We start from the raw sequence: 24,567 nt of genomic DNA on the forward strand, positions 1-24,567 counted from the left end.
ATATCTACCGTTGCTAACTCTAGTAGAGACAACCGAAATTTCAGGTGAATCATTTGTCATAAGTTTTGAAAAAAAAGAACATAATTTTGTTATTTCTTCCAAAGTTCTACAAAAAAGTGTTACAAGTATTCCTGCAGAAAGCCTCATAGTAATTAGGATTTGTGGAAACAAGTTCAAAACGATGCCTGACTTGGCAGGCACATCAGGTCGTAAATAATGGAGATAGCCATCCCAGTTTAATCAGCATAATCCATTAGAAATAATGGATTCCTTACGAACCTCTCATCCACTTACCTTGCAAAAGTATTTCTTTTGATGAATACCATTCCTGTGCGGCTTTCTTATTGACATCAACGAGTCAAAGTAGATTCCAATGGATCGCAATTATCTACAAGAGTGCTACGAACCTAGTGTAATAGAGTCTAATGTTCAGCCAGATACTGCAGTTGCTTCAGTTTCGGCTTGTATCAGGCTTGAGGCTGAAATTGCCGAAGTACTGTACAGAGCTATGAAGGATTTAATTTGCTCTCACCTTAAATGAAACTAGTACCAGGCAACGAGTTCGGCCTTGGCTTACTTTCTTTTCCGAAACGACAATGATAACAGGGTAGTAAGTGAGGACTATCTTGACGATCTCTTTATTCGGCTTGATTACTGAGTGCCAAAAGACAGGCGCGGCGGCTGATAGCCATCATTGTTAACGTAGGGGATTGCCAAGCAGAGGTGGGCCAGCAAGCTCCATCGACGACAAGCAAGTTAGGAACTTTCCATAAACGATTGCTAGGATCCAAGACGCTGGTGCGCTCATCAGATCCCAGCGGTGCTCCCCCGACTTCGTGAATGTAATAACCAGGAGGTGCAGGGCCTTCAGTTAAAGCTACGGCACCGTTTAAAAAAGCTTCAAGGATAGGGAGATGAAAAAGATCCTTGATTGGTAAGGCTTCACCACCGGCAGCAAAAATGCAGGCCTTAATGGATTTACGCATATGCGTTACCATCGACAATTCGTTGACACTCCATCTGCAGTTGATGTGGGGTGATGCGACGCCCCAGCGATCTGCTTGCCCCTGCAAAGTCACCCGATTCTCCGCGCGAGGAAGTACTTCACCGTGACCAATCAAGAATCCAGTGGTTGTGTTAGGTTTTCGCTTAAGTAACGGTGGAGGATCAAACCGCCCGATGCCACCCCACAAACCATAGCCGCCTTGGAAGTTTGCCTGATTAAGGTGGCGTCCAAACGGAACAAAAAAACTGCCAGCCCCTGTTAAATCCGGCTGAGGGTATGAACTTGGGCCTGGCATCGCAAAGAACTGACTAGTGGCAACATGGTCCATTAGTCGTGTTCCAAGACGACCAGACGGGTCCACAAGCCCACCAGGCTGTTGGTATTCACTCGAGCGAAGTAAAATCGATACAGTATTGATGGTGGAAGCAGCCAACACAATTAAATCTGCATGGAGCGAGTGACGGGTGCCGTCCCTTTGGTTGACTACTATGACTCCTGTGGCTTTCGATCCTGAAGCGCTCATTGTCACACGCTCCACCAAGTGATTGGGCAGGAGCTGGGCTCGGCCAGTTGCCATCGCACGGGGCAGGGTGCTACCACAACTGCTAGAGCGTGGCCAAGGACCGTCCCGATTCGGATCGTGAGGTCCAAATCCCCTGGAAGGAATCGCGTTATATCCCAGTTGATTAGAAATAGCGTTCACAAAGCGTTGCTCTGCCTCTGTGCTGGGGAGACAAGCTTCAATATCGCCGTCTGGGAGACTACCTGGTCTATTATGTGCTCCGTGAATTTTGAAAAATTTCTCCAGTACTGAATAGTGTGGAGTTAGGTCACGGCTGCTGATGGGCCAGGACACCCTTTCGCCATCAACCTGCACACCAGCGAAATCCTCATCGGAAAGTCGAAGCGTGATCCCTCCCCAGGTAAGGCTGCGACCACCCACTTGCAAGCCGCGCGTCCAAAGAAACGGGCGATCCGGCGGATGTTGATAGGGATATAACCGCTCATCAGCGTATAAACGCGGATTTGCCTTCCAGTAACCGGGGTGCTGGGCTTGGCACCGATGGCGACCGCTTATCAGGCCGGCCAAACGACGCACTAAATTGCCTGGCCCAGCAGCAAATGCTTCGTCACTAGTAAGGTCAGGGCCCGCATCAACGACCAAGACTCTGACACCTTTCCCAGCCAGCGTCATGGCTGCTACGCCGCCGCTAGCTCCAGATCCGACGACAATGGCGTCCCAAAGATGGCCCGCCGCCTGGCGAGAACTGTTCATAATCGGCCTGGCGATAAGAGAAAGTCCCCGACGGGGAACCCTGGGCCTGACCAGATTTTAGTGGCGGGGGGGAGATTTGAACTCCCGACCTTCGGGTTATGAGCCCGACGAGCTACCAGACTGCTCTACCCCGCGGTAATGGGTAAACTATACAGGGATATATGGAAAGCGCCAACCAAGGTAACTGTTTGGTGTTAAGCATTTTTGTGGGATTGCAAAGCACCGCTGACTGTGAGACTAACCCCAGTAGTAAGGACTAAAACCTGTTCTTCAAGCTTTTGCAAACTGCTAGGGGTCAGCCATGCCATTTTGCGCAGCACATACAAAGCTGCAGCCTGTTTTGCACGACGAGAGCCGTCTTCTGCTTTAATTGCTACTCCCAAACCCTCACCAATTCGACTAAGGCATTGAATCCCCTCGGACCCGCCTTTGCTTAACACTTGACCGTGGCTGAGACGCATTAACTCGGTGTCAAAGCGTCCTGCCCCCGCCACGAGTTCAGGATATGCAAGCATGGCCCGACTGATCTGTCCCAATTCGGCGTGCTGCGAAGCGCCAAGATTGGCATACAGCAACGCCATTTGAACTAATCGCAAGCGAAGCGTTGGCGCTCCGCAATTATCCCGCACTACCACAAACCTATCTGCGGACAATCCCAACAATTCCGCAACCTGACGAACTACCTCTACTTGTACTGGATGATTGCTCTGGAGATAGTTATATGTGGGCCAGGACATCTTGTGACTTGTAGCTAAGAAAGCAGCATGTTTACCAGAACAGTTGTGCTGTAGTGGGCTATTACCGTAAACTGGTACAGGGCATTGCAACTGACTGGGGTCTAATTCAGCTTTCCACAAAAGTTTGAACACCTCGCGGGCATGGTAATTAGTCCCGGCATGCGATGCGCAACTAATCGCAATCCCCCGATCACCAACATCCATCTGGTTAGCCGCACCACTGCTGAGAAAGGGGAGAGCCTGAAAGGGTTTTAGAGCAGATCGAATAAACGTCTTAAACCCTGTATCGCCTGCAGACATCAACACACGACCCTGGCCATCGGACACAACGACATACACACGATGGATAGATTCGGCGATGCCCCCCCGACGTAGGATGACTTGAAGCTGTGTAGGTTCGGATCGGGAAATAACGCTGAAACCCGATGAGAAGGTCATTGCTTAGAGGCGATTCAATTAGAGAACCTGACAAAGGCTTGCGCCGCCAAGCATCAAACTCGCTGCTGTAGCCATCACACGGCCGAGACGCCCAAGAATAGGACGAACCTCATGGCGCGCCACCAAGAGATCTCGATCGCGCCAAGACGAAGGTTTCTTCCAAGTTTGGCCGTCGTACCAACCTGATTCCTCGTAGTCAACAGATTCATCTAATAGTCGTTTCATCACATAGCTCCAACCAAGCCATTGCCGCACCAGCAATAACAAGGGAAAAACAAGAGCAGCGACTGCGCCAGCGGCGATTAATCGTGGAGGGTCTTGTTTCAATGTCCAACTCCCACTTGCTACCAGAGTGCAGACGGGAAAGGTCAACATCCAACTCACAACAAGATTCCTAACCAAGCCCAAACCCTCGCCTACCGGCCAGGAAAAGAACCAGGACGACGATAGTTGCTGAAACTCTTCGAGAGGACGCTGCTCAGCAGGTACAGGGCAGGGTGCTGCCTCAGTCATGTTGTCAGCCTTCTAATAGTGATGAAGCTAGGAACGTACGGCTTTCACCGTGGCTCCAAAAAGCTTCCAGGTCGTAATAGCGACGTTGATCAGGCATAAGCACATGAACAATGAGCTCCCCATAATCCAAAAGTGCCCAGCATCCTTCGTTTAAGCCTTCCTTACGCAGTGGTAGACGTGCTGCTTCGTGTTCCAAGCGATCTTCGACGGATCGGGCGATTGCCCGGACTTGAACATCTGACCGACCACCAGCAATCACCATCCAGTCGGCCAAGCTCGATACTTCATCAATCCTGATCAAGCGAATATCCGCAGCTTTGCGATCATCACACGCATCAGCTGCAAGTTCGGCCAACTGTTCACTATCCATAAACGTTCTCACTGGTGACCGAATTACGCGAACCTTCTTGTTGTGCCATCTCAGCACGTGCTCTACTTGCGCTCTTGCGTAAAGCTTCTAAACGCTCTTCATAAAAACTGCGATGGCGCTTTTTACGGGTTTTGCTCGCAAGCTCCTTTAGAGCACCGGCTAGACTGCGATAGGCGTTAGGAACACTGTATTCAAACTGACATGCCAGGCTAATCGCACGCTCATCAGCAGCAATAGCGTCTTGTAAACGCTTTTCGGAATTGTTCTTCAAGTACAGGCGATACCCTGCAAAACCAGAAAGTCCTAAGGCCATCATTAGCAGGAGTCCATCTTGCACCCAGAGCTCGCCAATAGCACCGCCAAGACCGATAGCCAAAGCAGCCATCTCCCAACCATCACGAGGAATCGTGTCATTCTGAATACGACCAACCTCATGCCAAAACAGCAGGTTGCGATGGTCCAGGGCTAGGCTGTCCCATTGATCGATATCCACCTGGACTTCGATCTCATCAACGCCAATCTCTTCGAGGGTGATCAGCGGAGGACTAATGGCCGTTGCCGACTCCACAAACACCCAGCTCTGCATCTCCGGCGGCAGCAACCCCTTGAGGCGCTGAAGCTCACTCATTGCGTCAGTAAAATCTTTGTCTCGTTACCGTAGCGAGGTCAAGGCCGAGGGCAGAAAATAGGTTATTGGCCTTGGCTATAGCTGCGTGAGAGGCTGGCTGTATTCAGCTTAGTGCGTTAACTCATGCCCCGGCGGACCGATCTGCGTCGCATCCTCCTGGTAGGTTCCGGTCCGATTGTGATTGGACAGGCCTGTGAGTTTGATTACTCCGGGACCCAAGCTTGCAAAGCCTTGAGAGCAGAAGGTTTCGAAGTGGTGTTGGTGAATTCCAACCCAGCGTCGATCATGACCGACCCCAGCATGGCCAATCGCACCTATATCGAGCCGCTCACTTTGGAGGTGGTGACGCAGATCATCGAGAAAGAGCGTCCCGATGCTCTACTTCCCACAATGGGCGGCCAAACAGCCTTGAATCTCGCTGTCACTTTAGCCAAGAACGGAACACTGGATCGTTGCGGTGTGGAGCTCATCGGTGCTGACTTACAAGCAATCCAAAAAGCCGAGGACCGTTTTTTATTCAAGCAATCGATGGAGCGGATTGGAGTGAATGTGTGCCCATCCGGCATCGCTTCGACTTTGGATGAAGCGGAAGTGGTGGGAGCTGACATCGGTGGCTTTCCGCGGATAATTAGACCCGCTTTCACCTTGGGAGGAAGTGGTGGAGGAATTGCGTATAACCCTGAAGAGTATGCCGCTATCTGCAAAAGCGGCTTAAAAGCAAGCCCGGTGTCTCAGATCCTAATTGAGCAGTCTCTACTCGGTTGGAAGGAATTCGAATTGGAAGTGATGCGCGATTTAGCGGATAACGTCGTGATCGTGTGCAGCATCGAAAATCTCGACCCAGTGGGAGTTCATACCGGGGATTCGATCACCGTGGCTCCTGCACAAACCCTGACAGACCGAGAATATCAGCGACTACGCGACCAATCGATTGCTATTATCCGCGAAATCGGTGTGACTACGGGCGGCAGCAATATTCAGTTCGCTATCAACCCAGCCAATGGTGATGTGGCGGTTATCGAAATGAATCCCAGGGTGAGTAGATCTTCAGCTCTTGCTAGCAAGGCGACTGGTTTTCCGATAGCCAAGATTGCTGCGCGTCTCGCTGTCGGCTATACACTCGACGAGATCGTAAATGACATTACAGGCAAAACGCCAGCCTGCTTCGAACCTACTATTGATTATTTGGTAACGAAGATTCCTCGATTTGCATTTGAGAAATTTAGGGGAAGTCCTGCTGTCCTCACTACATCGATGAAATCGGTTGGGGAGTCAATGGCCATCGGTCGGTGTTTCGAAGAGTCTTTCCAAAAGGCGATGCGTTCGTTAGAAATCGGCTTTTCAGGATGGGGAGGCGATAGGGAGGAACCAAATCTCAGCGATAGCGAAATCGATCGCCTCCTGCGAACTCCTTCCCCAGAACGTATCCTCACAGTGCGCACAGCGATGATGCGCGGCCGTAGCGACGCGGAGATTAACCGTATCAGTGGCATTGATCACTGGTTCCTGGCAAAGCTTCGTTGCATCGTCGATGCGGAATCTTCCCTGATAAGGGGGCGACAACTGGATGACCTGGACGCCCCAACACTACTTAAAATTAAACAGCTCGGTTTCTCTGATCGTCAGATCGCCTGGTGCACAGGGTCCGATGAGCTCAGCGTACGTAGTCATCGTAAAAAACTCGGTATCCAGGCTGTGTTTAAAACAGTGGATACTTGTGCAGCAGAATTTGCATCCACAACGCCTTATCACTACTCCACGTACGAGCGACCACTCCAGAAGCTTGATTCTGGAGGAAAGCTAATCACCCTGTCGGGTATCACTGAGGTGAGCCGCAGTACCAATAGGCGTAAGATGATGATTCTGGGGGGCGGTCCGAACCGAATCGGCCAGGGCATCGAGTTCGATTATTGCTGCTGCCACGCCTCCTTCTCTGCACGGGAGCAAGGCATTACCACCGTGATGGTGAACAGTAATCCTGAAACCGTCTCGACCGACTACGACACTAGCGATAGCTTGTACTTTGAACCTCTTACGCTCGAGGATGTCCTTAATGTCATCGAGGAGGAGTCTCCTGACGGTGTTGTGATTCAATTCGGGGGACAAACGCCCCTTAAGCTTGCTGTTCCGCTCATGCGCTGGCTAAATAGCGAAGACGGACAGGCCACTGGGACACAGATTTGGGGAACATCGCCCGAATCTATCGACCGCGCCGAGGATCGAGAACAATTTGGATCGATTCTTCGGGGTCTATCAATTCGCCAACCGCGGAATGGTTTAGCCCGAACCGAAGACGAAGCCCGATCAATCGCCATTGTTGTGGGCTATCCAGTCGTGGTGAGACCTTCTTACGTGCTCGGCGGACGTGCAATGGCGGTGGTGTTCGATGAAGAAGAACTAAACCATTATATGCAGGAAGCGGTTCAAGTGGAATTAGACCATCCGGTGTTGATAGATCAATACTTAGAGAACGCTGTCGAATTGGACGTTGACGCATTGTGTGATCGGGATGGTAACGCTGTCATCGGAGGTTTAATGGAGCATATCGAACCGGCAGGGATTCATTCTGGAGACTCGGCTTGCTGCCTGCCAACGGTCTCACTCGGTGACTCTGCACTTCACACAATCAGAGAGTGGAGTAAGGCTCTAGCTGTCGCCTTAAAGGTGCAGGGATTGATTAATCTTCAGTTCGCGGTGCAGCGTGATATCCATAACCAAGAGACGGTATACGTAATTGAGGCCAATCCTCGTGCATCCCGCACGGTTCCCTTTGTTGCCAAGGCGACCGGCCAACCTCTAGCTCGTATTGCGACAAGACTGATGGCAGGAGAAAGACTAGCTGATATAGGACTCATGGAGGAGCCGCAACCCCCCTTGCAATCCATCAAAGAAGCCGTTCTTCCTTTCCGACGTTTCCCTGGCGCTGACACTGTATTGGGGCCTGAGATGCGTTCTACAGGTGAGGTTATGGGCTCGGCCACAAGCTTCGGGATAGCCTATGCCAAGGCTGAGATTAGCGCAGGAGAAGCCCTTCCCACCGCGGGAACCGCTTTTCTATCGACACACGATCGAGACAAACCAGCACTCGTACTTGTAGCGGCTCGCTTGATTGATATTGGTTTCGAGCTAATAGCTACTGCTGGAACAGCTAAAGCTCTCGAACAAGCTGCGCTAAAGGTGCAACCAGTCCTCAAGGTACACGAAGGACGTCCTAACATTGAGGATATGATCCGTTCCAACCAGGTACAACTGGTGATCAACACGCCGATAGGTCGCCAAGCGGCCTATGACGATAAATACCTGCGTCGCGCTGCCCTCGACTATGCTGTGCCAACGGTGACTACTCTCGCTGGGGCACGCGCCGCGGTAGAAGCTATAGTAGCGATGCAGGCAGAGCCAACCCTTAGCATCTACGCCTTGCAAGACATCCATTCTGGCTTATAACTGCATACTATGTGAATTCAGCGGTTGGACCCAGCTAAAAAATATGACGACCACGTTCACACCCATCAGGCCTGGTTGCGACCTACGCGAGGCTTTTCAGCGGGCATACGAAAATCGATACACTTGGGATCCTGACTTTTCTGGTTACCAAGGACATTGCTTCTGGGCACAAGGTGATCGTTGCTTCAAAGGGACATTTGAGCTCAATGCTGGCCTCAAGTCTAAAGTTCAGGGGATTGATGACGAACAAGTTTTGAAAGCTGTAAACTCGCAGCTCTGGGAGATTGCTATCCATCGAGTACGTAGAGACTTTAAGACTACCCATGGCGACAATACCTTTACAGCAGGGGAGACCGATATTGTCGGTACTGAGGTGCTAGTAGGTGGTAAAGGCGAGGGAGACCGCTATCGTATTAAAGACGACGTGGTGACGATGGTTCACCGTCACATTCATGGCACAGTGGTGACTATCTTCACTACCGAAACTACCGATACCGGGTCTGGATACTTGAGCAGTGCTTACACAAGCCAGTACTCTGACCCATCCACCGGTGAGCCGCGCGGGGGTAAAAACAGTTTTAAGGACACTTTCATACCGCTGACCAACGGTGGTCCCTGGGTGTTGAAAGAACGTATCATCGAGTGCGAAGCTGGCTCTCAGACCTTCCGTTTTGAGGATCTAAAAACACTTTGAGCTAATTGTTTTCAATCAATTCTTTAACCTAACGATAGTCATGAATCATGAATATCGTTAGGTTAAACTTATCGCCAAGGCAGGACGAAGGCGTTTTAACGCATTAGTGGAAAGATCTAAAAGATTAGTCGATGATTTTCCTGAGATTAGCTAACTGTTAGACATCGTGAAAAATAGCCTTATCAAACTCCGCAATAACACTACCCTTGATGGTGGCTTTATTCTTACTATCCGGACCGTTCCTAAATTTATTCCCATAATTTGCTACTCTGAGATCAGAAACTAGTTAAAGTAACTTTCGCATAAGAAAACGAGTCTAAGAGACACATTTTCTTTTTAACTTAAAATAATAAAGTTATCTTAGCTTTTAGACTTTGTGGTTATCAACTGCAATTTTTGCTCAATTGCATGGCTAATTCTAACAACCAACAGTCAAAATTTTGAAGTTTATTTTTTGTTGATTCAAGTTTAAACAAGTATCGGCAACTAACATGATCTTTATAATATTAAGCAAAGACATTAACAACATAATGCCTGCCTTAAAATGTTAAAATGAGATTTTTAGACACCGAGTTAATCACCGATTGTTGCTACTGCCAAGAGTAATCGAAGCTAATGTGTAAAGTGCGAGAGAATTTATCTATTCTGCAGGTCGCGGATGAATTGTCGCTCACAAAGCTCCCTATATCGACCGCCGCATTGCATCAAAGAATCATGAGTGCCACTATCAACGATTGAGCCGCGTTCTAAAACAATAATTTGGTCAGCTTCCTGGACCGTGGCAAGGCGATGGGCGATCACAATTACTGTGCGTCCTGTCATCACCTGCTTCAAACCGAGCTGAACCGCAGCTTCTGATTCGGCGTCGAGAGCGCTCGTGGCTTCATCTAAGAGTAGAAGTGCAGGGTTGCCGAGCACAGCACGGGCGATGGCAATACGTTGCAGCTGACCACCCGACATGTTAGTACCTCGTTCCTCCAGCACAGTTTCATAGCCATCAGGCAAATCGCCAATAAATTCATCAGCATTCGCTAGAAGTGCGGCTTTTCTTACATCAGCATCTGTTGCTGGGCGGCCAAATCGCACAGCCTCAGCAATTGTTCCTGAAAAAATGGTAGTTCTTTGAGGAACTAGGGCAACCTGAAGACGCAAATCACGAGCCCGCAACCAACTCAGATCATGGCCATCTAAAAGGATGCGACCTTCCTGGCAGGTGTTGAAACGCAAGAGCAATGAGAAAATAGTACTTTTTCCGGCCCCCGATGGACCAACTAGGGCAAGAACCTGACCCGCTTGAACATGCAAATTGAGTTGGTGCAATATTGGCTGAGCGGGGTCATAACCAAAACTCACCTGTTCAAAGATAAGTTGTCCTTTAAGTTGACTAAGAGACACTGCATTTTCATGATCAGCAGGCTCTTGCGGTTCACATTTAATGGCACGAAGGCGGCGAAAGGATGCCTGTCCCTGCTGAAACTCATTAAAATTGCTGATGAGATGTGCGATGGGATCAATCAAAATGACTAAGCCAGTTAGGTAACTGCTAAAGCCTGCAATGTCGAGATCGCCAGTTTGAATCCGCCAAGTACCTAGAGCAAGCACGGTAAAGAGGCCCATCACCTCAATGATGCCCACAACGGGATGCTGGAGGGCAACGAGGCTGTAGGTACGCTGCCGTGCTCGTCGATGCTGGTCAATTTCTTTTTCAAAACGATCCTGAAGCCAAGACTCAGCCGCAAAAGCACGCACTAGCGGTAACCCTTCAATTGCCTCACCCAGGAGCCCGGCAAGCTTGCTCACCTTAGTTTGACTAAGTTCAGTGGCTACCACTACCTGTGCCACAAATCGGTTAATCAACAAGATGATGATTGGAGCTAATAATAAGATCGCCAGCGTGAGCTTCCAATCAAGCCAAAGCATGGTTAACAACACGATAACCAACTGCAAAAAGCTAGGAAGAGTATCGTGGAAGGTCTTATAAAGAACCTCTCCGACACGATCAGCATCTTCGGTAAGTCGATAAGTGAGATCACCAACCGATAACTTTTCAAGAGCCCTTAGTTCAACCCTCTGCAAATGGCGAAACAAGTCACTGCGCAACCGTCGACTCACTTGTAGTGCAGGGCCTGCCAACAGAGAATCTTGGCCGAACTGAGCGATCTTTTGCACTGAAAAAATCGTTATTGCTACGCCAAGCAGTTGAAACACGCGCACCAAATTACCAGACCCCAGAGCTGGGAATAGCTCACCGGCCAGGTAAACGAGGAGCGGGAAACTACCAATATAAATAATTATGCACAAGCCACCCCAAGCTAGCCGCAACAGATGTGGACGTAACAGCGGCAGCAATCGATAAAAACCGGTTTGAATAAATCCTGGCATAGTGGCACAGTACCAATGCCAGGCGGAGTTCCCTCGCGAATGAAGTTAGGTCAGTACCTCAAGTGGAAAGGCTGGGTATCCACCGGTAGCGAAGCCAAGCAACGCATTCAAATGGGCGAGGTAGAGGTGAATGGATCTGTTGAAGTGCGGCGTGGGCGTCAACTAGGCGCGGGAGATCGAGTTGTGTTTACTGGCGAAGAATGCATTGTGGAGGAGTTAAATCACGACCGGGCCGGCCGTAAGTTGGCTTCAATCTAAACAGAAACGAAACCGTGCGTAGACCAGTGATCGCCGGCAACTGGAAGATGCATATGACCTGTGCCCAGGCTAGGGAGTTCATGGGTGCCTTCCTTCCTCTCGTCGCTGACACACCGAATGATCGCGATTTGGTGTTGGCACCTCCCTTCACAGCCATCTCTACAATGGCCCGTCTTTGTGAGGACAGCTCAGTTGCATTAGCCAGCCAAAACGTTCATTGGGAAAGGGAAGGCGCATTTACCGGAGAGATTTCACCATCTATGCTCCAAGAACATGATGTGAACTACACGATCGTGGGTCATAGCGAGCCACGTAAGTATTTTAGTGAAAGCGATGAGCAAATCAATAACAGAGCTTTATCATCCCAGGCAAACGGATTTATTCCCATTGTCTGTGTTGGCGAGTCAGACGAACAGCGAGAACGCGGTGAGGCGGAGCGCGTGATTCGCCGTCAGATCGAGCAGGGACTAGAAGGTCTTGATGCCGATCAGTTAGTGGTGGCTTACGAGCCCATATGGGCAATCGGTACGGGTAAAACTTGCGAAGCGACGGAAGCCAATCGCATTTGTGGTCTAATCCGCAGTTGGGTGGGATCTCCCGACTTGGTTATTCAATACGGAGGTTCGGTTAAGCCAGGCAACATCGATGAGCTAATGGCGATGAGTGATATCGATGGCGTTCTTGTTGGTGGAGCTTCACTTAAACCCGACAGCTTTGCGCGCATTGCCAACTATCAGACTGTCTAAATCCAAGAAATGGCCTGCTGGATGGCAAGAACGCACGGCTGTGATGGGGGTGATCAATATCACACCTGATTCCTTCAGCGATGGTGGACAGTTCTTTAAGCCGGATCAAGCCATTGAAGAAGCACAAAAACAGTTGCACCAGGGTGCTGACGTTCTTGACCTGGGAGCCCAAAGCACGAGACCTGGTGCAGAAGAGGTGGGCGCTGAAGAAGAGTGTCATCGTCTCCTCCCACCCCTGATAGAGATCCGCAGCCACTGTCCTGATGCCTTGATATCCGTTGATACATTTTTGGCACCTGTAGCGGCTGCCGCTCTCGAAGCTGGGGCGAACTGGATTAATGACGTGAGTGGAGGCTGTCGAGATCCAGAACTTTTGCGAGTTGTGGCAGAAGCTCATTGCCCGATTGTCCTAATGCACAGCCGAGGAAATAGTCAAAGTATGGATCAATTAATCGTTTACAACAATGTCACGACAGATGTACTGACAGGTTTGCGACAACGCACGGACAAAGCAATCAAAGCCGGGGTGGAACCTTCTCAAATTATTTGGGATCCAGGATTAGGTTTTGCTAAAACCCACGATCAAAATCTTCAACTTCTGAGAGAGCTTGAACAGCTCAACCAAGATGGATTTCCGCTACTTTTAGGTCCCTCACGTAAGCGATTTATTGGTGCGGTGCTAAAGGAACCAAGGCCAAAGGAACGACTATGGGGTACAGCGGCTGTAGTCTGCCGGTGTGCTCAAGCTGGAGTAGCGATTGTTCGTGTGCATGATGTAGGTCCAATTTCTCAAATATTGCAGATGGCCACAGAGCTTTGGTAGAGAGGAAAGTCTTGGATCACCCATAACGGGGCAAAGTAGTACACCGAGGTAATGTGCAAATTATTCCATTAAAAATAAGATACAATTTAGTATAAGAGTAAGTAAAATTAATACCTGCTAGAGTTTGCTACATAAATAAATTACTTTGTACTGTGATTAATCTTTAGATTATAAAACAAATTTGGGCCTAAAACTATATAGAACTACACTGGAAGCATAGACAACCCAATTAGAATTAACCAAGATACTGAAAAGTTATTGACAATCTCTTATTTCTCGCATGTTTTAATATAACTAAGAGTAATCTATACTAAAGGTTTCTAGAAAAATTTTACTTTTTACAAAATCTATTTTTACAATTACAAGCACAGATAAAAAGATTACTAATCAAACAAATAAGATCTTTGTGTGTAGAAGAAGTAATTCTCAAAATTATTTTTAAGAAATTTAATGATTTTAAAACAATCAATTAGTTACAATTCCCTCAATCTGATTTTCTACTTCTTGGTAAAGTTCTTGCAGTTGCTTAATGTTATCGTCGGACGTTTGCCAGTAACCGCGACCATGCACCTCAAGCAAAGTGCCGACAATCTGACGGAAGCTATTGGGATTCAGCTCCAAAAGACGCTTACACATTTTAGAATCATTAACAAATGTTTCGTTTGCTTCTTCATAGATAAAGTTGTCGACTGAACCGCTGGTAGCGCTCCATCCGAGGGTGAAATTAAGACGCTTAGCTACCTCACGTACACCCTCGTAACCAGAATTGAGCATTCCCTCGTACCATTTGGGATTGAGCAATTTTGTACGGGAGTCAAGACGAATCGTTTCACTTAAGGAACGAACTTGAGTATTTGCTGTCGTAGTGTCTGCGATGTAACTGATAGGTGATTTGCCATCGTCCCTAAGGTCAGCGATTAGCTTGGTGGGATCGGAGTCGAAATAGTGACTCACATCAGTGAGTGAAATTTCTGCCGAATCTAAATTTTGAAAAGTCACGTCGGCAGTCTTCATAACTGATTCAAATACATCCCTTCTTTGATTCATTTCGCTAGGGTTGTCTGCATTGAAAGCAAAAGTCTTTCTAGAAAGATACATCTCTTGGAGCTCATTCTCTTTTTCCCAAGTACTATTTTCGATCGCTAAATTAATGTTAGAACTATAACTTCCACTAGCATTAGAAAACACACGGCAAGCAGCGTCACGCAGGCTGACACCTTCTTTATTTGCTTGTTCTAAGGCATGTTTGCGAATAAAATTTTGCTCAATTTGCTCTTCTGCTTCAGCAGCCATCTTGACGGCCTGATCAATCAAGGCCATTTGATTTATAAATAAATCTCGGAACACACCGGAACAATTTACTACCACGTCGATGCGAGGACGACCCAATTCCTGAAGTGGAATAAGCTCCAATTTATTTACACGACCAACTGAATCGGGCATTGGCTTCACGCCAACAAACCAAAGAATCTGAGCTAGAGATTCGCCATAGGTTTTGATGTTATCTGTTCCCCAAAGCACACAAGCAATTGTTTCCGGCCAAGTGCCTTGTTCCTTTCGTTGTCGTTCAATCAGCTTATCAACCACCCCCTTGGCCGATAAAACCGCAGCACGGGTAGGAATTGCCTGGGGATCTAGGGCATAAATGTTTTTACCGCTAGGCAACACATTAGGATTACGAATTGGATCACCACCTGGCCCGGGAAGAATGTATTCACCATCAAGGGCTTTCAGTAGACTATCCATCTCCATATCGGTGCAGATCTGCTCTAGACAAAAACGCAGGTAACCAAATAGATCGTCAAGTGCGGTAGAGTTGACCCGAGTGAAACCGTCGTTGCAGCAAACTCGTAGCCAAGGAGATGGAAGCTTGAGACCAAAGCGGGTAGCTAGGCTGTGCAACCAGCCAAGGCTGTTGCGCATGGTTACCCGACCATCAAGACCGCTCAACGAATGAACCATCGCTCCGACAGCAGCACGGGATGTCTTAGTAATAGAGCGATAAAGCTCCACATCGGCTAGGATCCCGTCGTTACTGCCTTGGTAAACATCGTTAATATCGCGGTCGATCGCATCTGCAAGAAGACCAGGCAACGAACATAAACCATCTTCTTCACGTTCCAGTGAAGCGATGCTCACTAAGGTAGCTATCGCCTCCTCGGCTGTAGGGGGTCGACCAATGGTGTGCAGACCACAAGGCAATAAACGGCTCTCTATTTCCATCAGTTGTCGATACACAGCGCCAACCAAGGCGTCGCGTCCATCAAGATCTACTGAAACCGCATCTTCTTTAAGTAGAGCAACGTCCTTATCAAAATTGCACTGACGCGCTGTTTCAATAATTGTCTTGACGATTTGTACACCACGGTCACTTTCACGCAACTGCTGATAAGAACCCACTAGTTCTCCTAACTCTTTTAGAGTCTTGTAAAGACCAGCGTTGTCTGCGGGAGGTGTGAGGTAACTAATTGTGGAGGCATAACCACGACGCTTGGCAATGGTGGCCTCCGAAGGGTTATTGGCAGCGTAGTAATAAAGATTGGGCAGCGCACCAATCAGAGAGTCAGGATAGCAATTTTCACTCATACCAATTTGCTTGCCGGGCATGAATTCCAACGAACCATGCGTCCCGAAATGAAGGACGGCATCCGCTTTCCAAATCTTTTGAAGATAGGTGTAATACGCAGCAAAACCATGGTGCGGACTTGCACTTCGGGAATACAGAAGGCGCATCGGGTCACCCTCGTATCCAAAGGTGGGCTGTACACCTACAAAAATATTGCCGAAATGTCTACCAAATACCAAGAGATTTTGGCCATCACTATTAAGATTTCCAGGAGGTTTACCCCAATTCTCTTCTAAACGTGTCGAGTGAGGGGTAAGCAGCTCGTACTCTTCGACGCTCATACGATGGGCGATGGAGAGCTCCGGGGATCCTTTAGTCGCATCAGGGGATTGGATTACAGCCTCGAGCAAATCCTTTGGGGTATTTGGCAAATCTTTTATGTTGTACCCCTTGGCTTTCATCTCCCGCATCACGCAGTGGATCGAACTAAAAACATCTAGATAGGCGGCAGTACCGACATTGCCTTTATCAGGAGGGAAGCTGAACACAGTGATGGCTAGCTTTTTGTCGATACGAGGCTTTATTCGCAAAGAGGACCAACGGATAGCCCGTTCAGCAATCGCATCAACACGATCCTGCAGAGTGTGTGCTTTTCCGGTTGCATCATCACGGCCGGACAGCACAATGGGTTCGATAGCGCCATCTAGCTCAGGGATCGCGATCTGCAGAGCAACTTGCACCGGATGAAGGCCAAGGTCGCTTCCCTCCCATTCTTGGGTAGTCTGAAACACCAGTGGCAACGCCACCATGTATGGACGATTAAGCTTTTTCAACGATTCGATAGCCTTAGGGTGATCTTGGCGGGCTGGACCACCTACGAGGGCAAATCCCGTCAAGGAAACTACGCCGTCTACCAGGGGCTGATCTAGATGAAGCGGATCATAGAAAAAAGTATTGACGGGTTTCGAGAAATCAAGTCCTCCGCAGAAAATCGGAATTACCTGTGCACCGCGATATTCCATTTCTTGAATAGTGGCGACGTAATGAGCGTCATCTCCGGTGACAATATGGCTGCGCTGTAGTATCAAACCGATCACAGGGCCGGAACGGGCCTGTTCTGATAAATCAGTTCGACTAGAGTTCCAGTTGAGATATTCCTTCAAGTCTTCAAACATTGAGGGAGCGAGCGGATGCCAAATCCCCAAATCGGGAAAGATTTCTGGCTCTGCGACTTGCATAGCCAAATGTTCTTCGCCCTCAGCGACAGGGAACACATACTTGTCGGCCAACATCAAGAAGAAGTTGCGAAGATTTTCTGGAGTTCCTCCCAGCCAATACTGAAAACTAAGCATGAAACTGCGCGCGTCCTGTGCCTTCTCCACGGGCAAGTACTTGAGAACCGTGGGGAGCGTGTTCAACAGTTTGAGCATGGCGTCCTGAAAACCAGCTCCACTGGCTTCCCTCCGCTTCTTCATGAAACCTGCAATTGCACTCTTGCTTTGACCCAGCTGAGTCATTGAGAAGCTGCCCAACTTGTTTAAGCGCATTACCTCCGGCATAGAGGGGAACACCACAACAGCTTTTAAACGTTCCCGATGGGGAACAACAGCCTCCACCACTTTCTGCGCCAAATCCTCGATGAAGATCAACGAAGCAATAAACACATCGGCCTCGGCCACATCAGCGCAAAAACCGGCGTAATTGTCATTATCACGCAGTTCCTCGATCAGATATCCGCTCAGTTCGATCCCAAGATCGACTTGTGACGCGTTCAACACATTGGCGGCCTGGGTTAGGGCATTCTGGTACTGAGGTTCAAGCACCACATAAACCGCTTTCATCACAAATTTGTGACTCTGACCTTCAACAGGGGCAACGCGGCGATTAGCGGAGCAGACCTGTGTGAACATCTGTGCACTTTTGGCTATTAATGAGAAACACTACGGCGATCCCATAACCCGGGCACAAAAGCTTTCGATTGGTTTCGATTAGGGTTTACATAAGTGAGCACATAGGCTCTGGAATGTTTGCTCCGCTTCGATGACCTCTCAGATTCCCGTTGTCGTCGCGGGTGCCCTCGGCCGTATGGGTACGGAAGTCGTTACAGCTGTTGTTAATTCTGGGGACTGTGAGCTCGTTGGCGCCATCGATAACACTCCTGGCAAAGAAGGATTTGACGTAGGAGTGGAGATGGGTCTCAAGGATCTTGGGGTGGCTGTCACTGCCGATTTTGAAGGTTGCCTCTGCGCGGTGAGCCAGTCAGCTCGAAATTCTGACCAAAGAGCTGTTTTAGTGGACTTCACGCATCCATCCGTGGTCTTTGAGCACACCAGAACAGCTATTGCTTACGGTATTCATCCTGTCATCGGCACCACGGGGCTGAATTCCGATCAGCTCAGCGACCTTACTGAGTTTTCTACCAAGGCCTCTATGGGTGGGGCAGTAATTCCCAATTTTTCCGTTGGCATGGTGCTTCTACAGCAAGCGGCGGCGGCGGCGGCCCGGTTTTACAACAACGCCGAACTTATTGAGCTTCACCACAACTGCAAAGCAGATGCACCTAGTGGCACCTGCATCAAAACCGCTGAATTAATGGAAGACCTTGGCAAGAGCTTTAATCAGGCTGAAGTAGATGAATATGAATCGTTATCAGGTTCACGGGGAGGATTGCGGGAAAGTGGTTTGCGCTTGCACTCTTTGCGATTACCCGGCCTTGTAGCACACCAAGAAGTCATATTTGGTGCTCTTGGCGAGACGTACACCCTTCGCCACGACACAATTGATCGATCGGCTTACATGGCTGGGGTGCTGCTCACAGTGAGAAAGGTTGGTTCTCTGAAACAACTGGTCTACGGTCTTGAACGGCTTATTTAAATGATGGTTCCGCTTCGTCCTGGTGAACTGCAGCGGCTCATCCCGGCTGTGGCCACAGGTAGTCAGTTTCGATTCTCACTCGGATCTCCGCAAAAGATTTTGCAGCGGGTAATGATCGCCACGATCGGTGGCGTCATTTCATTACTGATCAGTCAAAGCCAAATGTCCGGTCGCTGGGGACCTTTTTGGCTTATCGCCGGTGTGGTGTTCCTACTTTACGTCCTTTGGGGACCGGTTATCCAAGCAGGCCGGCGCAATGCTACGCTGCGGCGCTATCCCGCAGCCGCTCTTTTTAAGGGTGAAGTTGCTAACATCGTTACCCAAGAGCGTGTCAGTAACCGCTACGAACAGGCAGATAGCCGCGGAAAACTTCAAATTGTCGAAAACCGATGTACCTGGATGTTACTGGAGATTGAAGATGAAGAGGGCTATCTGGGCAAGGTAGCCTTCCCCATGAATAAAAAACACCAGTTAATCCATCCTGGAACAGCAATTCAATGTTTAGTCCTGAGTGAGAGAAGAGATTTTTCACGGGTAGCGGCCCTCAGCGATGCCTGGCTGCCAGGACTTCGTATGTGGGTTGGAGAATACCCTTTCCTGCTACGGCCGGCGTTTGAAGAGCTTTGCCAGCTACGTCTTGCCCATCAAGTCGAAAACTGACCATCCATTTGCAAACATTCCGCAAGGTTGGTTTACACTTCGTTGCAAAGACGTCAACACTTGCTTTATGACTCAATTCACTTCTTCTTCCCCGGTAATCCGCGGTACCACTGTCACTACCGAGGATGGAGGCCGTCTCAACGCCTTTGCCACTGAACCCCGCATGCAGGTGGTAGAGGCTGAGCAGGGCTGGGGTTTTCATGAACGCGCTGAGAAACTAAACGGCCGGATGGCCATGCTCGGGTTTATTGCCCTACTTGCCACCGAAATCGCCATGGGAGGAGAAGCTTTCACCCAAGGATTGCTCGGCCTAGGTTGATAGCAAGCAACTCATTTGACATCCATGTTATGGGAGCTGGTCCAACCGGCTCCCTGGCGGCTTTACTACTGGCTCATCAGAATCGGTGCGTAGTTTTATATGATCCTCAAAGCCCCGAGACACTTCAGGCGCGGAGCCGTGCTTATGCCATCACCCACTCAAGTCGTCGATTATTGAGCCAACTCGGGCTATGGGATGCTTTGCAAGATCATCTAATTGCCTTTGAGCGATTAGATCTGCGTGATTTGACTTTGGGTCACCAGGTGTTGTTCTTGAACGATGATCTAGCACTGAGAAATCGTGGTCATCGAGCAATCGGATGGATCCTCGACCACCGCCCGTTGATGGATATGCTCTTCGGTCGCCTACAACAAGCGGCCTTGGTGCAGTTGCACCTAGGCGGTTCTACGCCACCGGCCCCGGGACAGAACAGCCTGGTCGTCGCTGCCGACGGCCCATTGTCACCGACACGGGAAAGCTGGGGGATCAGATGTTGGTTCAACCGCTACCATCAAGGGTGCCTCACTGCAAAGGTGGTGCTCAGGGGTGCCAAGTCAAATCAGGCTTGTGAGCTATTTCGTCCGGAAGGCCCCCTCGCCATACTACCCCTCGGAAAGAACAATTTCCAAATTGTCTGGAGTGCACCGATGCACCGGTGTCAAGAACGTAGCGCACTGCCCAGTAGCACTTTCCTTGATCAATTGGCTAGCGTTTTACCTCCTGGAATGGAGCCTGATCTTCTGCTGGACCAGCCTAAAGCTTTCACTCAGCAATGGATGCTGGCACATCGACTGAGTCACGGCCGCGGTGTCCTCATCGGAGAGGCCGGGCATCGCTGTCATCCAGTAGGCGGTCAAGGACTGAACTTATGCTGGCGGGATGTCGACGTCTTAATGCGTGTCGTAAAGCAAGGCGGACCAGCTGCTCATGTTGCAGCGCGCTATGGGCGCAAGCGCTGGATAGACCTAATTCTAGTTGGTCTTGCTACCGACCTACTCGTACGGGTTTTTTCGAATCGCAACTGGTTCTTGATGGTTTTCAGAAATGTTCTATTAAAACTTCTGCGCAATAACGCAGGGCTGCGTCAACTCAGTCTTAAGGCAATGACCGATGGTCCAATGCAAATCTGGCGAGCATTGCCAGACTGACTGCTCCACTCATCAGTATTGCCATGGTGATGTGTAGCCATCCACAGCCAACAGCATCGGTGGAACTGAAACAGTTTCTACAAAGATGCGTTGGCCTGAGTTTAAGTGCTCTTCAGCTGGGATCAAAGCAAGCCGAACTAGAACAAGCACCCCTACCAATTGTTCTATGGAGCTTTGGTTTACTAAGCCTTGATCAGCTACAAATAGTTCTGGATTGGCAAGACGCTCAGTCGTCACGAAGAAAAACTTGGATGGGTTGATTAAAAATTCTCAACAGAACCATTCTACTGTTTACTCTCTTCAGCTTAGTAAAAAGGCAAAACCCATTTGATGTCTGCCGACACCGTTTTGCCGATTGAAATATCAATCATAGTGATACCTCCGTAGCGATTGGATCATCCGCAACAAGAATTTGAGGTTATCTAGACAAGGCATCAGTTTTGATTTCCCAACATCTCGCTATCTAAGCTTAAAAGTGTAATGTATTAACCACGTGTTCCAGCGACTTTCCAAATTTTCGCACCAAAATTAGAGTCAGGATTACAGTAAATAAATACCCTATACATGAAATTAATGAACTCTCGGTATTCAGTACTAAACGATTGAATCCAAGTTAGCGCTTTCACAAATAAGCGCAAGCTGTTGGATCACTTCTGCAGTAACTTCGGGTAAGCTAAATATCGAGTCAGTATCTCTGATAGAGAATCTCGGGTTTGAAACAATCTGGAACCATTCTGAACTATGCAATCGAAGATCCAAAGCTAGGCGACGAGAGGATGTGACTCTTGGTGTCATCGCAGCCGTGACAAAAACCCCAACGCAACCTGGTTCTGGTGCCCGCCTCAGCCGTCGTGGTGTTCAGCGTCTCGATCTTCTATTGCTCACTATTGAAGCCCTCGACCTTAACGGTAGTGAAGCGATGCTTTGGACGAGCCACCAGATGGGGTTTCAAACCCAGTTTCCTAATCGAGTTGAACTGTGGAAGCGTCGGTGTCATAACCCCTTGCGTCGCACCACGCGACGCGAACAGCTAGATCCAGTTGATGCTGAATCCATGATCTGTTTGGTGTGCGCGATGGCTGAACGTCTCTACCCGATGCTTCACCAGTTACTTTCAAGCCGTGAACCGGCTTGTCTTACTCAACAACGCTGGCTGCTACTCAAAAAACGCCTAGGTGATTTGATTGAAGAGCGAATGAACCTTCGGCGTGGAGCTGTGCTGCACCTGTTGAATCCCGATAAGGAGGGAATTTTGCATCATCAACTAATCAGCACCCTAGCTCTCTGTGCAGGAGCCGGCGGGGTAAACAGACTTCGTGCCACGTTGCTCGACCCTACACCTTGACTTAGCCATGCAAAAAAACATATACAGCTATGAGCAAACCGCCGCTCTTCTTCTGATTGAAGGGTATCCGGATTTATCCGCTAGCCATGGTAACGATGCCATCAGCATCCTTTCTGCATGGCGACTGCAAATTATCGGAGCTCCAGAATTAGAGGGAACCTGTGAACATCTTGAAGCATTGATGACAGTTGTCATGCCCTATGCCCGACATTGTTTATCAGGCGTGAGGCGTCGTTTTGGTGCCACCGACAGTTTTGTATCGATCAGCCCCAATGGCTCTGGTGCAGGACACCAACTAGAACTGCGAAGCAGCCGTGACGAAGTCGAACCATTGCAAATCAATCTTGATGACGCTGACCTTGCTGACCTAGTGCAATGCTTGGATTTACTCCGTTTAGACGAGCGAGTGAAACTTGCCTGGACGATCCCCGCAGATCATCCGCTTAAACGAAGAGAGATTATGGATCGCATTCCCCTGCAACATCGTCTCGTTGCCCCGGTTTTTGGAAGTCTTGCACTGGGAGCCACAGTTGCGATAGCCATGATTCAACCATTGCCGCTAACACATGAAGAGGCAACGTTACAATTGTCGACTCCTGCCGCCGAGACAATACAGCCTACTGTCAAACAATGATGTTTAGCAATTAACCTTTGTCAATTAATAAAACTAGCAATGTTGTTATACTTCAAGTCTAGGAGCTGGCCAGTTAGACTCGATATGATTCGTTTGCTCGCATAAGAGCCTGCCAGTCGCAACAAGCTGTCACTATAGCTACGAATCACTAAGTAAGTTTCTTCCGACCATATATATCGCCCTAACTAGGATTTGCTACTGTGCAAGGCTTGGTTAAAGAGCACGAAAAGAACCAGCATGGAAATAGAGGTACCAATAAGATAACGATTACTTTAGAGTCGATAGTTAGCATTTCATAAACAACATGCAACAAGAATTGCTCTATATTCAAGATGAATTTAATTGAATGATTGATAGAGTTATCAAATTTTAGGAATTACACAACCATCGTAGTAAAAATATTTTTTATCAATCTAAAAAATTAAATAATATTTTAATACCACGTTAAAATTTTTACACATATTGGAAAGCTAATAATGAATATTAAACTACAATTAATATAATTAAACTGATATAAAAGTGAAAAATTTTTATTGTACTAAAAATTAAATTAATCGTATATATCTTATCTATAGTTTAAATCAATAATCGTAAGTAACAACGTTTTACTAAAATATTAACTTCTAATCAATATAAAAGAATAACAGAAATGATTTCAAAATAAGATTAAAAATAAATAATACGATTAGCAATTTGATTCTAGCAACACTAAATTATGTGATTAATACCTCAAAAATGAAAATACTACAATGAGTTAAGCAATATAATTCTGAAGTAACTTAATTAATATCAAAAAAAGATATCAACGAATATACTCGTCTAAACCATCTCTACTACATACTAAAGCAAAGCACTTTTGAAGATAAAAGTATAATTTTATTTAGCTTTTAAAGAGTTAAAGTAAGCAGTAAATACGGAGCAAAGCACCTACTAATTAATGAAAAATTATCCATACTAAGTTACCGTCGCTATGAACAACAATTACTGACTCTTATTGATAAGAAGAAAATTAGATATTGAAAAATAAATAATACAAAACCTTGTTATTCAAAGAAATGAATTAAATGCAATCGCACAAGATATTAAAATTTAAGATCTCATATACTCTGATTCAGAAATAATAAACAGTACACCCACGCTCTTGATCTGGTTAATTGAATACAAAAAATATCTTGACCTGGTTGAGAAAAAGTTTATCAGTGAAGCTGAATTGTTAAGAGTAGAAATTAATGAAACTCTCCTAGATATTGAGTTGAGTTGGGAAGACTTTGAGGATGCACCACAGAATTTCCCATAACATCGTCACTTGTACTAGCAAAGTTTTGATCCAGAATAACTAATAGAAAATCTTATAAAGATAATAAAAAGTCAAAATAACATTTGACTAATTTAATCAGATATTACTAACTCAATAACAGCCAAAAACATATTCTTAGCCATTCCCATGTTTTGATTATATTCTTTATATTCATGATCATACAATCAATTTATTAAAAAATATTAGCCATGCAACCAAATATTAACTAATATTAGAAGTCACATGAGTACAAAATATCTACTTATTCCTTATAATAAAGCTATTGATAGCAATTAATATAACCAATAGCAGACTTATCAAATGAACAAAATTATATCGAAACAGTAGATTTTATTACTAAAAATATTTCGCGATAAATTTTTACAAACATTTGGTAAAATTGTGTATT

Annotated in this window: 19 protein-coding genes and 1 tRNA gene; 12 read left to right on the forward strand and 8 right to left on the reverse strand. The window is 47.6% G+C overall.

Translation table 11 applies throughout. The features are described from left to right. Positions 1-638: 638 nt before the first annotated feature. The 6 genes from ABWV55_RS07330 to ABWV55_RS07355 all read right to left on the reverse strand — a co-directional run bounded on the left by ABWV55_RS07330 (position 639) and on the right by ABWV55_RS07355 (position 4,968). Positions 639-2,282: a GMC family oxidoreductase gene (locus ABWV55_RS07330; RefSeq protein WP_353291453.1), complete on the reverse strand. Its 1,644-nt coding sequence runs from the start codon at positions 2,280-2,282 to the stop codon at positions 639-641. 61 nt (positions 2,283-2,343) lie between these two features. After that, positions 2,344-2,417, reverse strand: a tRNA-Met gene (locus ABWV55_RS07335). Between the two features lie 59 nt (positions 2,418-2,476). Beyond that, positions 2,477-3,457 carry an asparaginase gene (locus ABWV55_RS07340; RefSeq protein WP_353291454.1) on the reverse strand — a complete coding sequence of 327 codons (981 nt, stop codon included), beginning with the start codon at positions 3,455-3,457 and terminating at the stop codon, positions 2,477-2,479. An 18-nt stretch (positions 3,458-3,475) separates the two neighbouring features. Beyond that, complete coding sequence (locus ABWV55_RS07345) at positions 3,476-3,970, reverse strand: CGLD27 family protein (protein ID WP_353291455.1); 495 nt, start codon at positions 3,968-3,970, stop codon at positions 3,476-3,478. Between the two features lie 4 nt (positions 3,971-3,974). Further along, positions 3,975-4,340: a ribosome silencing factor gene (rsfS, locus tag ABWV55_RS07350; protein ID WP_353291456.1), complete on the reverse strand. Its 366-nt coding sequence runs from the start codon at positions 4,338-4,340 to the stop codon at positions 3,975-3,977. Continuing rightward, positions 4,333-4,968, reverse strand: a complete 636-nt coding sequence (locus tag ABWV55_RS07355; protein ID WP_353291457.1) for a DUF3318 domain-containing protein — start codon at positions 4,966-4,968, stop codon at positions 4,333-4,335. The genes rsfS and ABWV55_RS07355 overlap by 8 nt, the downstream gene beginning before the upstream one ends. Positions 4,969-5,091: 123 nt before the next feature. On the opposite strand from ABWV55_RS07355, the gene carB reads away from it, so the two are divergent. Then, entirely contained in the window at positions 5,092-8,412 is a 3,321-nt protein-coding gene (gene carB, locus ABWV55_RS07360) for a carbamoyl-phosphate synthase large subunit (protein ID WP_353291458.1), read from the forward strand. A 43-nt stretch (positions 8,413-8,455) separates the two neighbouring features. Further along, entirely contained in the window at positions 8,456-9,106 is a 651-nt protein-coding gene (locus ABWV55_RS07365) for a DUF3386 domain-containing protein (protein WP_353291459.1), read from the forward strand. Between the two features lie 636 nt (positions 9,107-9,742). Here ABWV55_RS07365 and ABWV55_RS07370 read toward each other — a convergent pair. Further along, positions 9,743-11,488, reverse strand: a complete 1,746-nt coding sequence (locus ABWV55_RS07370; RefSeq protein ID WP_353291460.1) for an ABC transporter ATP-binding protein — start codon at positions 11,486-11,488, stop codon at positions 9,743-9,745. Positions 11,489-11,527: 39 nt separating this feature from the next. Between ABWV55_RS07370 and ABWV55_RS07375 the strand changes: the two genes are divergently transcribed. Genes ABWV55_RS07375 through folP form a run of 3 tightly spaced genes read left to right on the forward strand, consistent with a single transcriptional unit; the run spans position 11,528 to position 13,315 of the window. Then, positions 11,528-11,746, forward strand: a complete 219-nt coding sequence (locus ABWV55_RS07375; RefSeq protein ID WP_353292675.1) for an RNA-binding S4 domain-containing protein — start codon at positions 11,528-11,530, stop codon at positions 11,744-11,746. A gap of 14 nt (positions 11,747-11,760) precedes the next feature. Continuing rightward, entirely contained in the window at positions 11,761-12,492 is a 732-nt protein-coding gene (tpiA, locus tag ABWV55_RS07380; RefSeq protein WP_353291461.1) for a triose-phosphate isomerase, read from the forward strand. Between the two features lie 43 nt (positions 12,493-12,535). Continuing rightward, positions 12,536-13,315, forward strand: coding sequence for a dihydropteroate synthase (folP, locus tag ABWV55_RS07385; protein ID WP_353292676.1), 780 nt, complete (start codon positions 12,536-12,538; stop codon positions 13,313-13,315). A 465-nt stretch (positions 13,316-13,780) separates the two neighbouring features. Here the strand turns inward: folP and ABWV55_RS07390 are convergent, their stop codons facing one another. Then, a complete protein-coding gene (locus ABWV55_RS07390) occupies positions 13,781-17,791 on the reverse strand; it encodes a magnesium chelatase subunit H (protein ID WP_353291462.1) in 4,011 nt (1,336 codons plus the stop codon). A gap of 130 nt (positions 17,792-17,921) precedes the next feature. Between ABWV55_RS07390 and dapB the strand changes: the two genes are divergently transcribed. The 7 genes from dapB (at position 17,922) to ABWV55_RS07425 (ending at position 22,861) form a co-directional block, all read left to right on the forward strand. Further along, entirely contained in the window at positions 17,922-18,755 is an 834-nt protein-coding gene (gene dapB, locus ABWV55_RS07395; protein WP_353291463.1) for a 4-hydroxy-tetrahydrodipicolinate reductase, read from the forward strand. Further along, a complete protein-coding gene (locus tag ABWV55_RS07400; RefSeq protein WP_353291464.1) occupies positions 18,756-19,415 on the forward strand; it encodes a hypothetical protein in 660 nt (219 codons plus the stop codon). Between the two features lie 67 nt (positions 19,416-19,482). Then, a complete protein-coding gene (locus ABWV55_RS07405; RefSeq protein ID WP_353291465.1) occupies positions 19,483-19,734 on the forward strand; it encodes a high light inducible protein in 252 nt (83 codons plus the stop codon). Between the two features lie 29 nt (positions 19,735-19,763). Further along, the gene (locus ABWV55_RS07410; protein WP_353291466.1) at positions 19,764-20,882 is read left to right on the forward strand and encodes an FAD-dependent monooxygenase; all 1,119 of its coding nucleotides are present in this window, start codon (positions 19,764-19,766) and stop codon (positions 20,880-20,882) included. A gap of 23 nt (positions 20,883-20,905) precedes the next feature. Then, positions 20,906-21,142: a DUF2949 domain-containing protein gene (locus ABWV55_RS07415; protein WP_353291467.1), complete on the forward strand. Its 237-nt coding sequence runs from the start codon at positions 20,906-20,908 to the stop codon at positions 21,140-21,142. Positions 21,143-21,684: 542 nt separating this feature from the next. Further along, positions 21,685-22,227 carry a DUF3038 domain-containing protein gene (locus tag ABWV55_RS07420; RefSeq protein WP_353292677.1) on the forward strand — a complete coding sequence of 181 codons (543 nt, stop codon included), beginning with the start codon at positions 21,685-21,687 and terminating at the stop codon, positions 22,225-22,227. Then, entirely contained in the window at positions 22,199-22,861 is a 663-nt protein-coding gene (locus tag ABWV55_RS07425) for a DUF4335 domain-containing protein (protein WP_353291468.1), read from the forward strand. The genes ABWV55_RS07420 and ABWV55_RS07425 overlap by 29 nt, the downstream gene beginning before the upstream one ends. Positions 22,862-24,567: the final 1,706 nt, after the last annotated feature.

It is taken from the genome of Synechococcus sp. M16CYN, assembly GCF_040371545.1.
Classification (GTDB): Bacteria; Cyanobacteriota; Cyanobacteriia; order PCC-6307; family Cyanobiaceae; genus Parasynechococcus.

Bases quoted from the DNA above. Each gene is read 5' to 3' on its own strand.
- ABWV55_RS07370 (WP_353291460.1), bottom strand. From the start codon at position 11,488: ATGCCAGGATTTATTCAAACCGGTTTTTATCGATTGCTGCCGCTGTTA.
- ABWV55_RS07365 (WP_353291459.1), top strand. From the start codon at position 8,456: ATGACGACCACGTTCACACCCATCAGGCCTGGTTGCGACCTACGCGAG.
- ABWV55_RS07355 (WP_353291457.1), bottom strand. From the start codon at position 4,968: ATGAGTGAGCTTCAGCGCCTCAAGGGGTTGCTGCCGCCGGAGATGCAG.
- rsfS (WP_353291456.1), bottom strand. From the start codon at position 4,340: ATGGATAGTGAACAGTTGGCCGAACTTGCAGCTGATGCGTGTGATGAT.
- ABWV55_RS07405 (WP_353291465.1), top strand. From the start codon at position 19,483: ATGACTCAATTCACTTCTTCTTCCCCGGTAATCCGCGGTACCACTGTC.
- folP (WP_353292676.1), top strand. From the start codon at position 12,536: ATGGGGGTGATCAATATCACACCTGATTCCTTCAGCGATGGTGGACAG.
- ABWV55_RS07345 (WP_353291455.1), bottom strand. From the start codon at position 3,970: ATGACTGAGGCAGCACCCTGCCCTGTACCTGCTGAGCAGCGTCCTCTC.
- dapB (WP_353291463.1), top strand. From the start codon at position 17,922: ATGACCTCTCAGATTCCCGTTGTCGTCGCGGGTGCCCTCGGCCGTATG.
- ABWV55_RS07400 (WP_353291464.1), top strand. From the start codon at position 18,756: ATGATGGTTCCGCTTCGTCCTGGTGAACTGCAGCGGCTCATCCCGGCT.
- ABWV55_RS07415 (WP_353291467.1), top strand. From the start codon at position 20,906: ATGGTGATGTGTAGCCATCCACAGCCAACAGCATCGGTGGAACTGAAA.
- ABWV55_RS07375 (WP_353292675.1), top strand. From the start codon at position 11,528: ATGAAGTTAGGTCAGTACCTCAAGTGGAAAGGCTGGGTATCCACCGGT.
- carB (WP_353291458.1), top strand. From the start codon at position 5,092: ATGCCCCGGCGGACCGATCTGCGTCGCATCCTCCTGGTAGGTTCCGGT.
- ABWV55_RS07330 (WP_353291453.1), bottom strand. From the start codon at position 2,282: ATGAACAGTTCTCGCCAGGCGGCGGGCCATCTTTGGGACGCCATTGTC.
- ABWV55_RS07410 (WP_353291466.1), top strand. From the start codon at position 19,764: ATGGGAGCTGGTCCAACCGGCTCCCTGGCGGCTTTACTACTGGCTCAT.
- ABWV55_RS07390 (WP_353291462.1), bottom strand. From the start codon at position 17,791: ATGTTCACACAGGTCTGCTCCGCTAATCGCCGCGTTGCCCCTGTTGAA.
- ABWV55_RS07340 (WP_353291454.1), bottom strand. From the start codon at position 3,457: ATGACCTTCTCATCGGGTTTCAGCGTTATTTCCCGATCCGAACCTACA.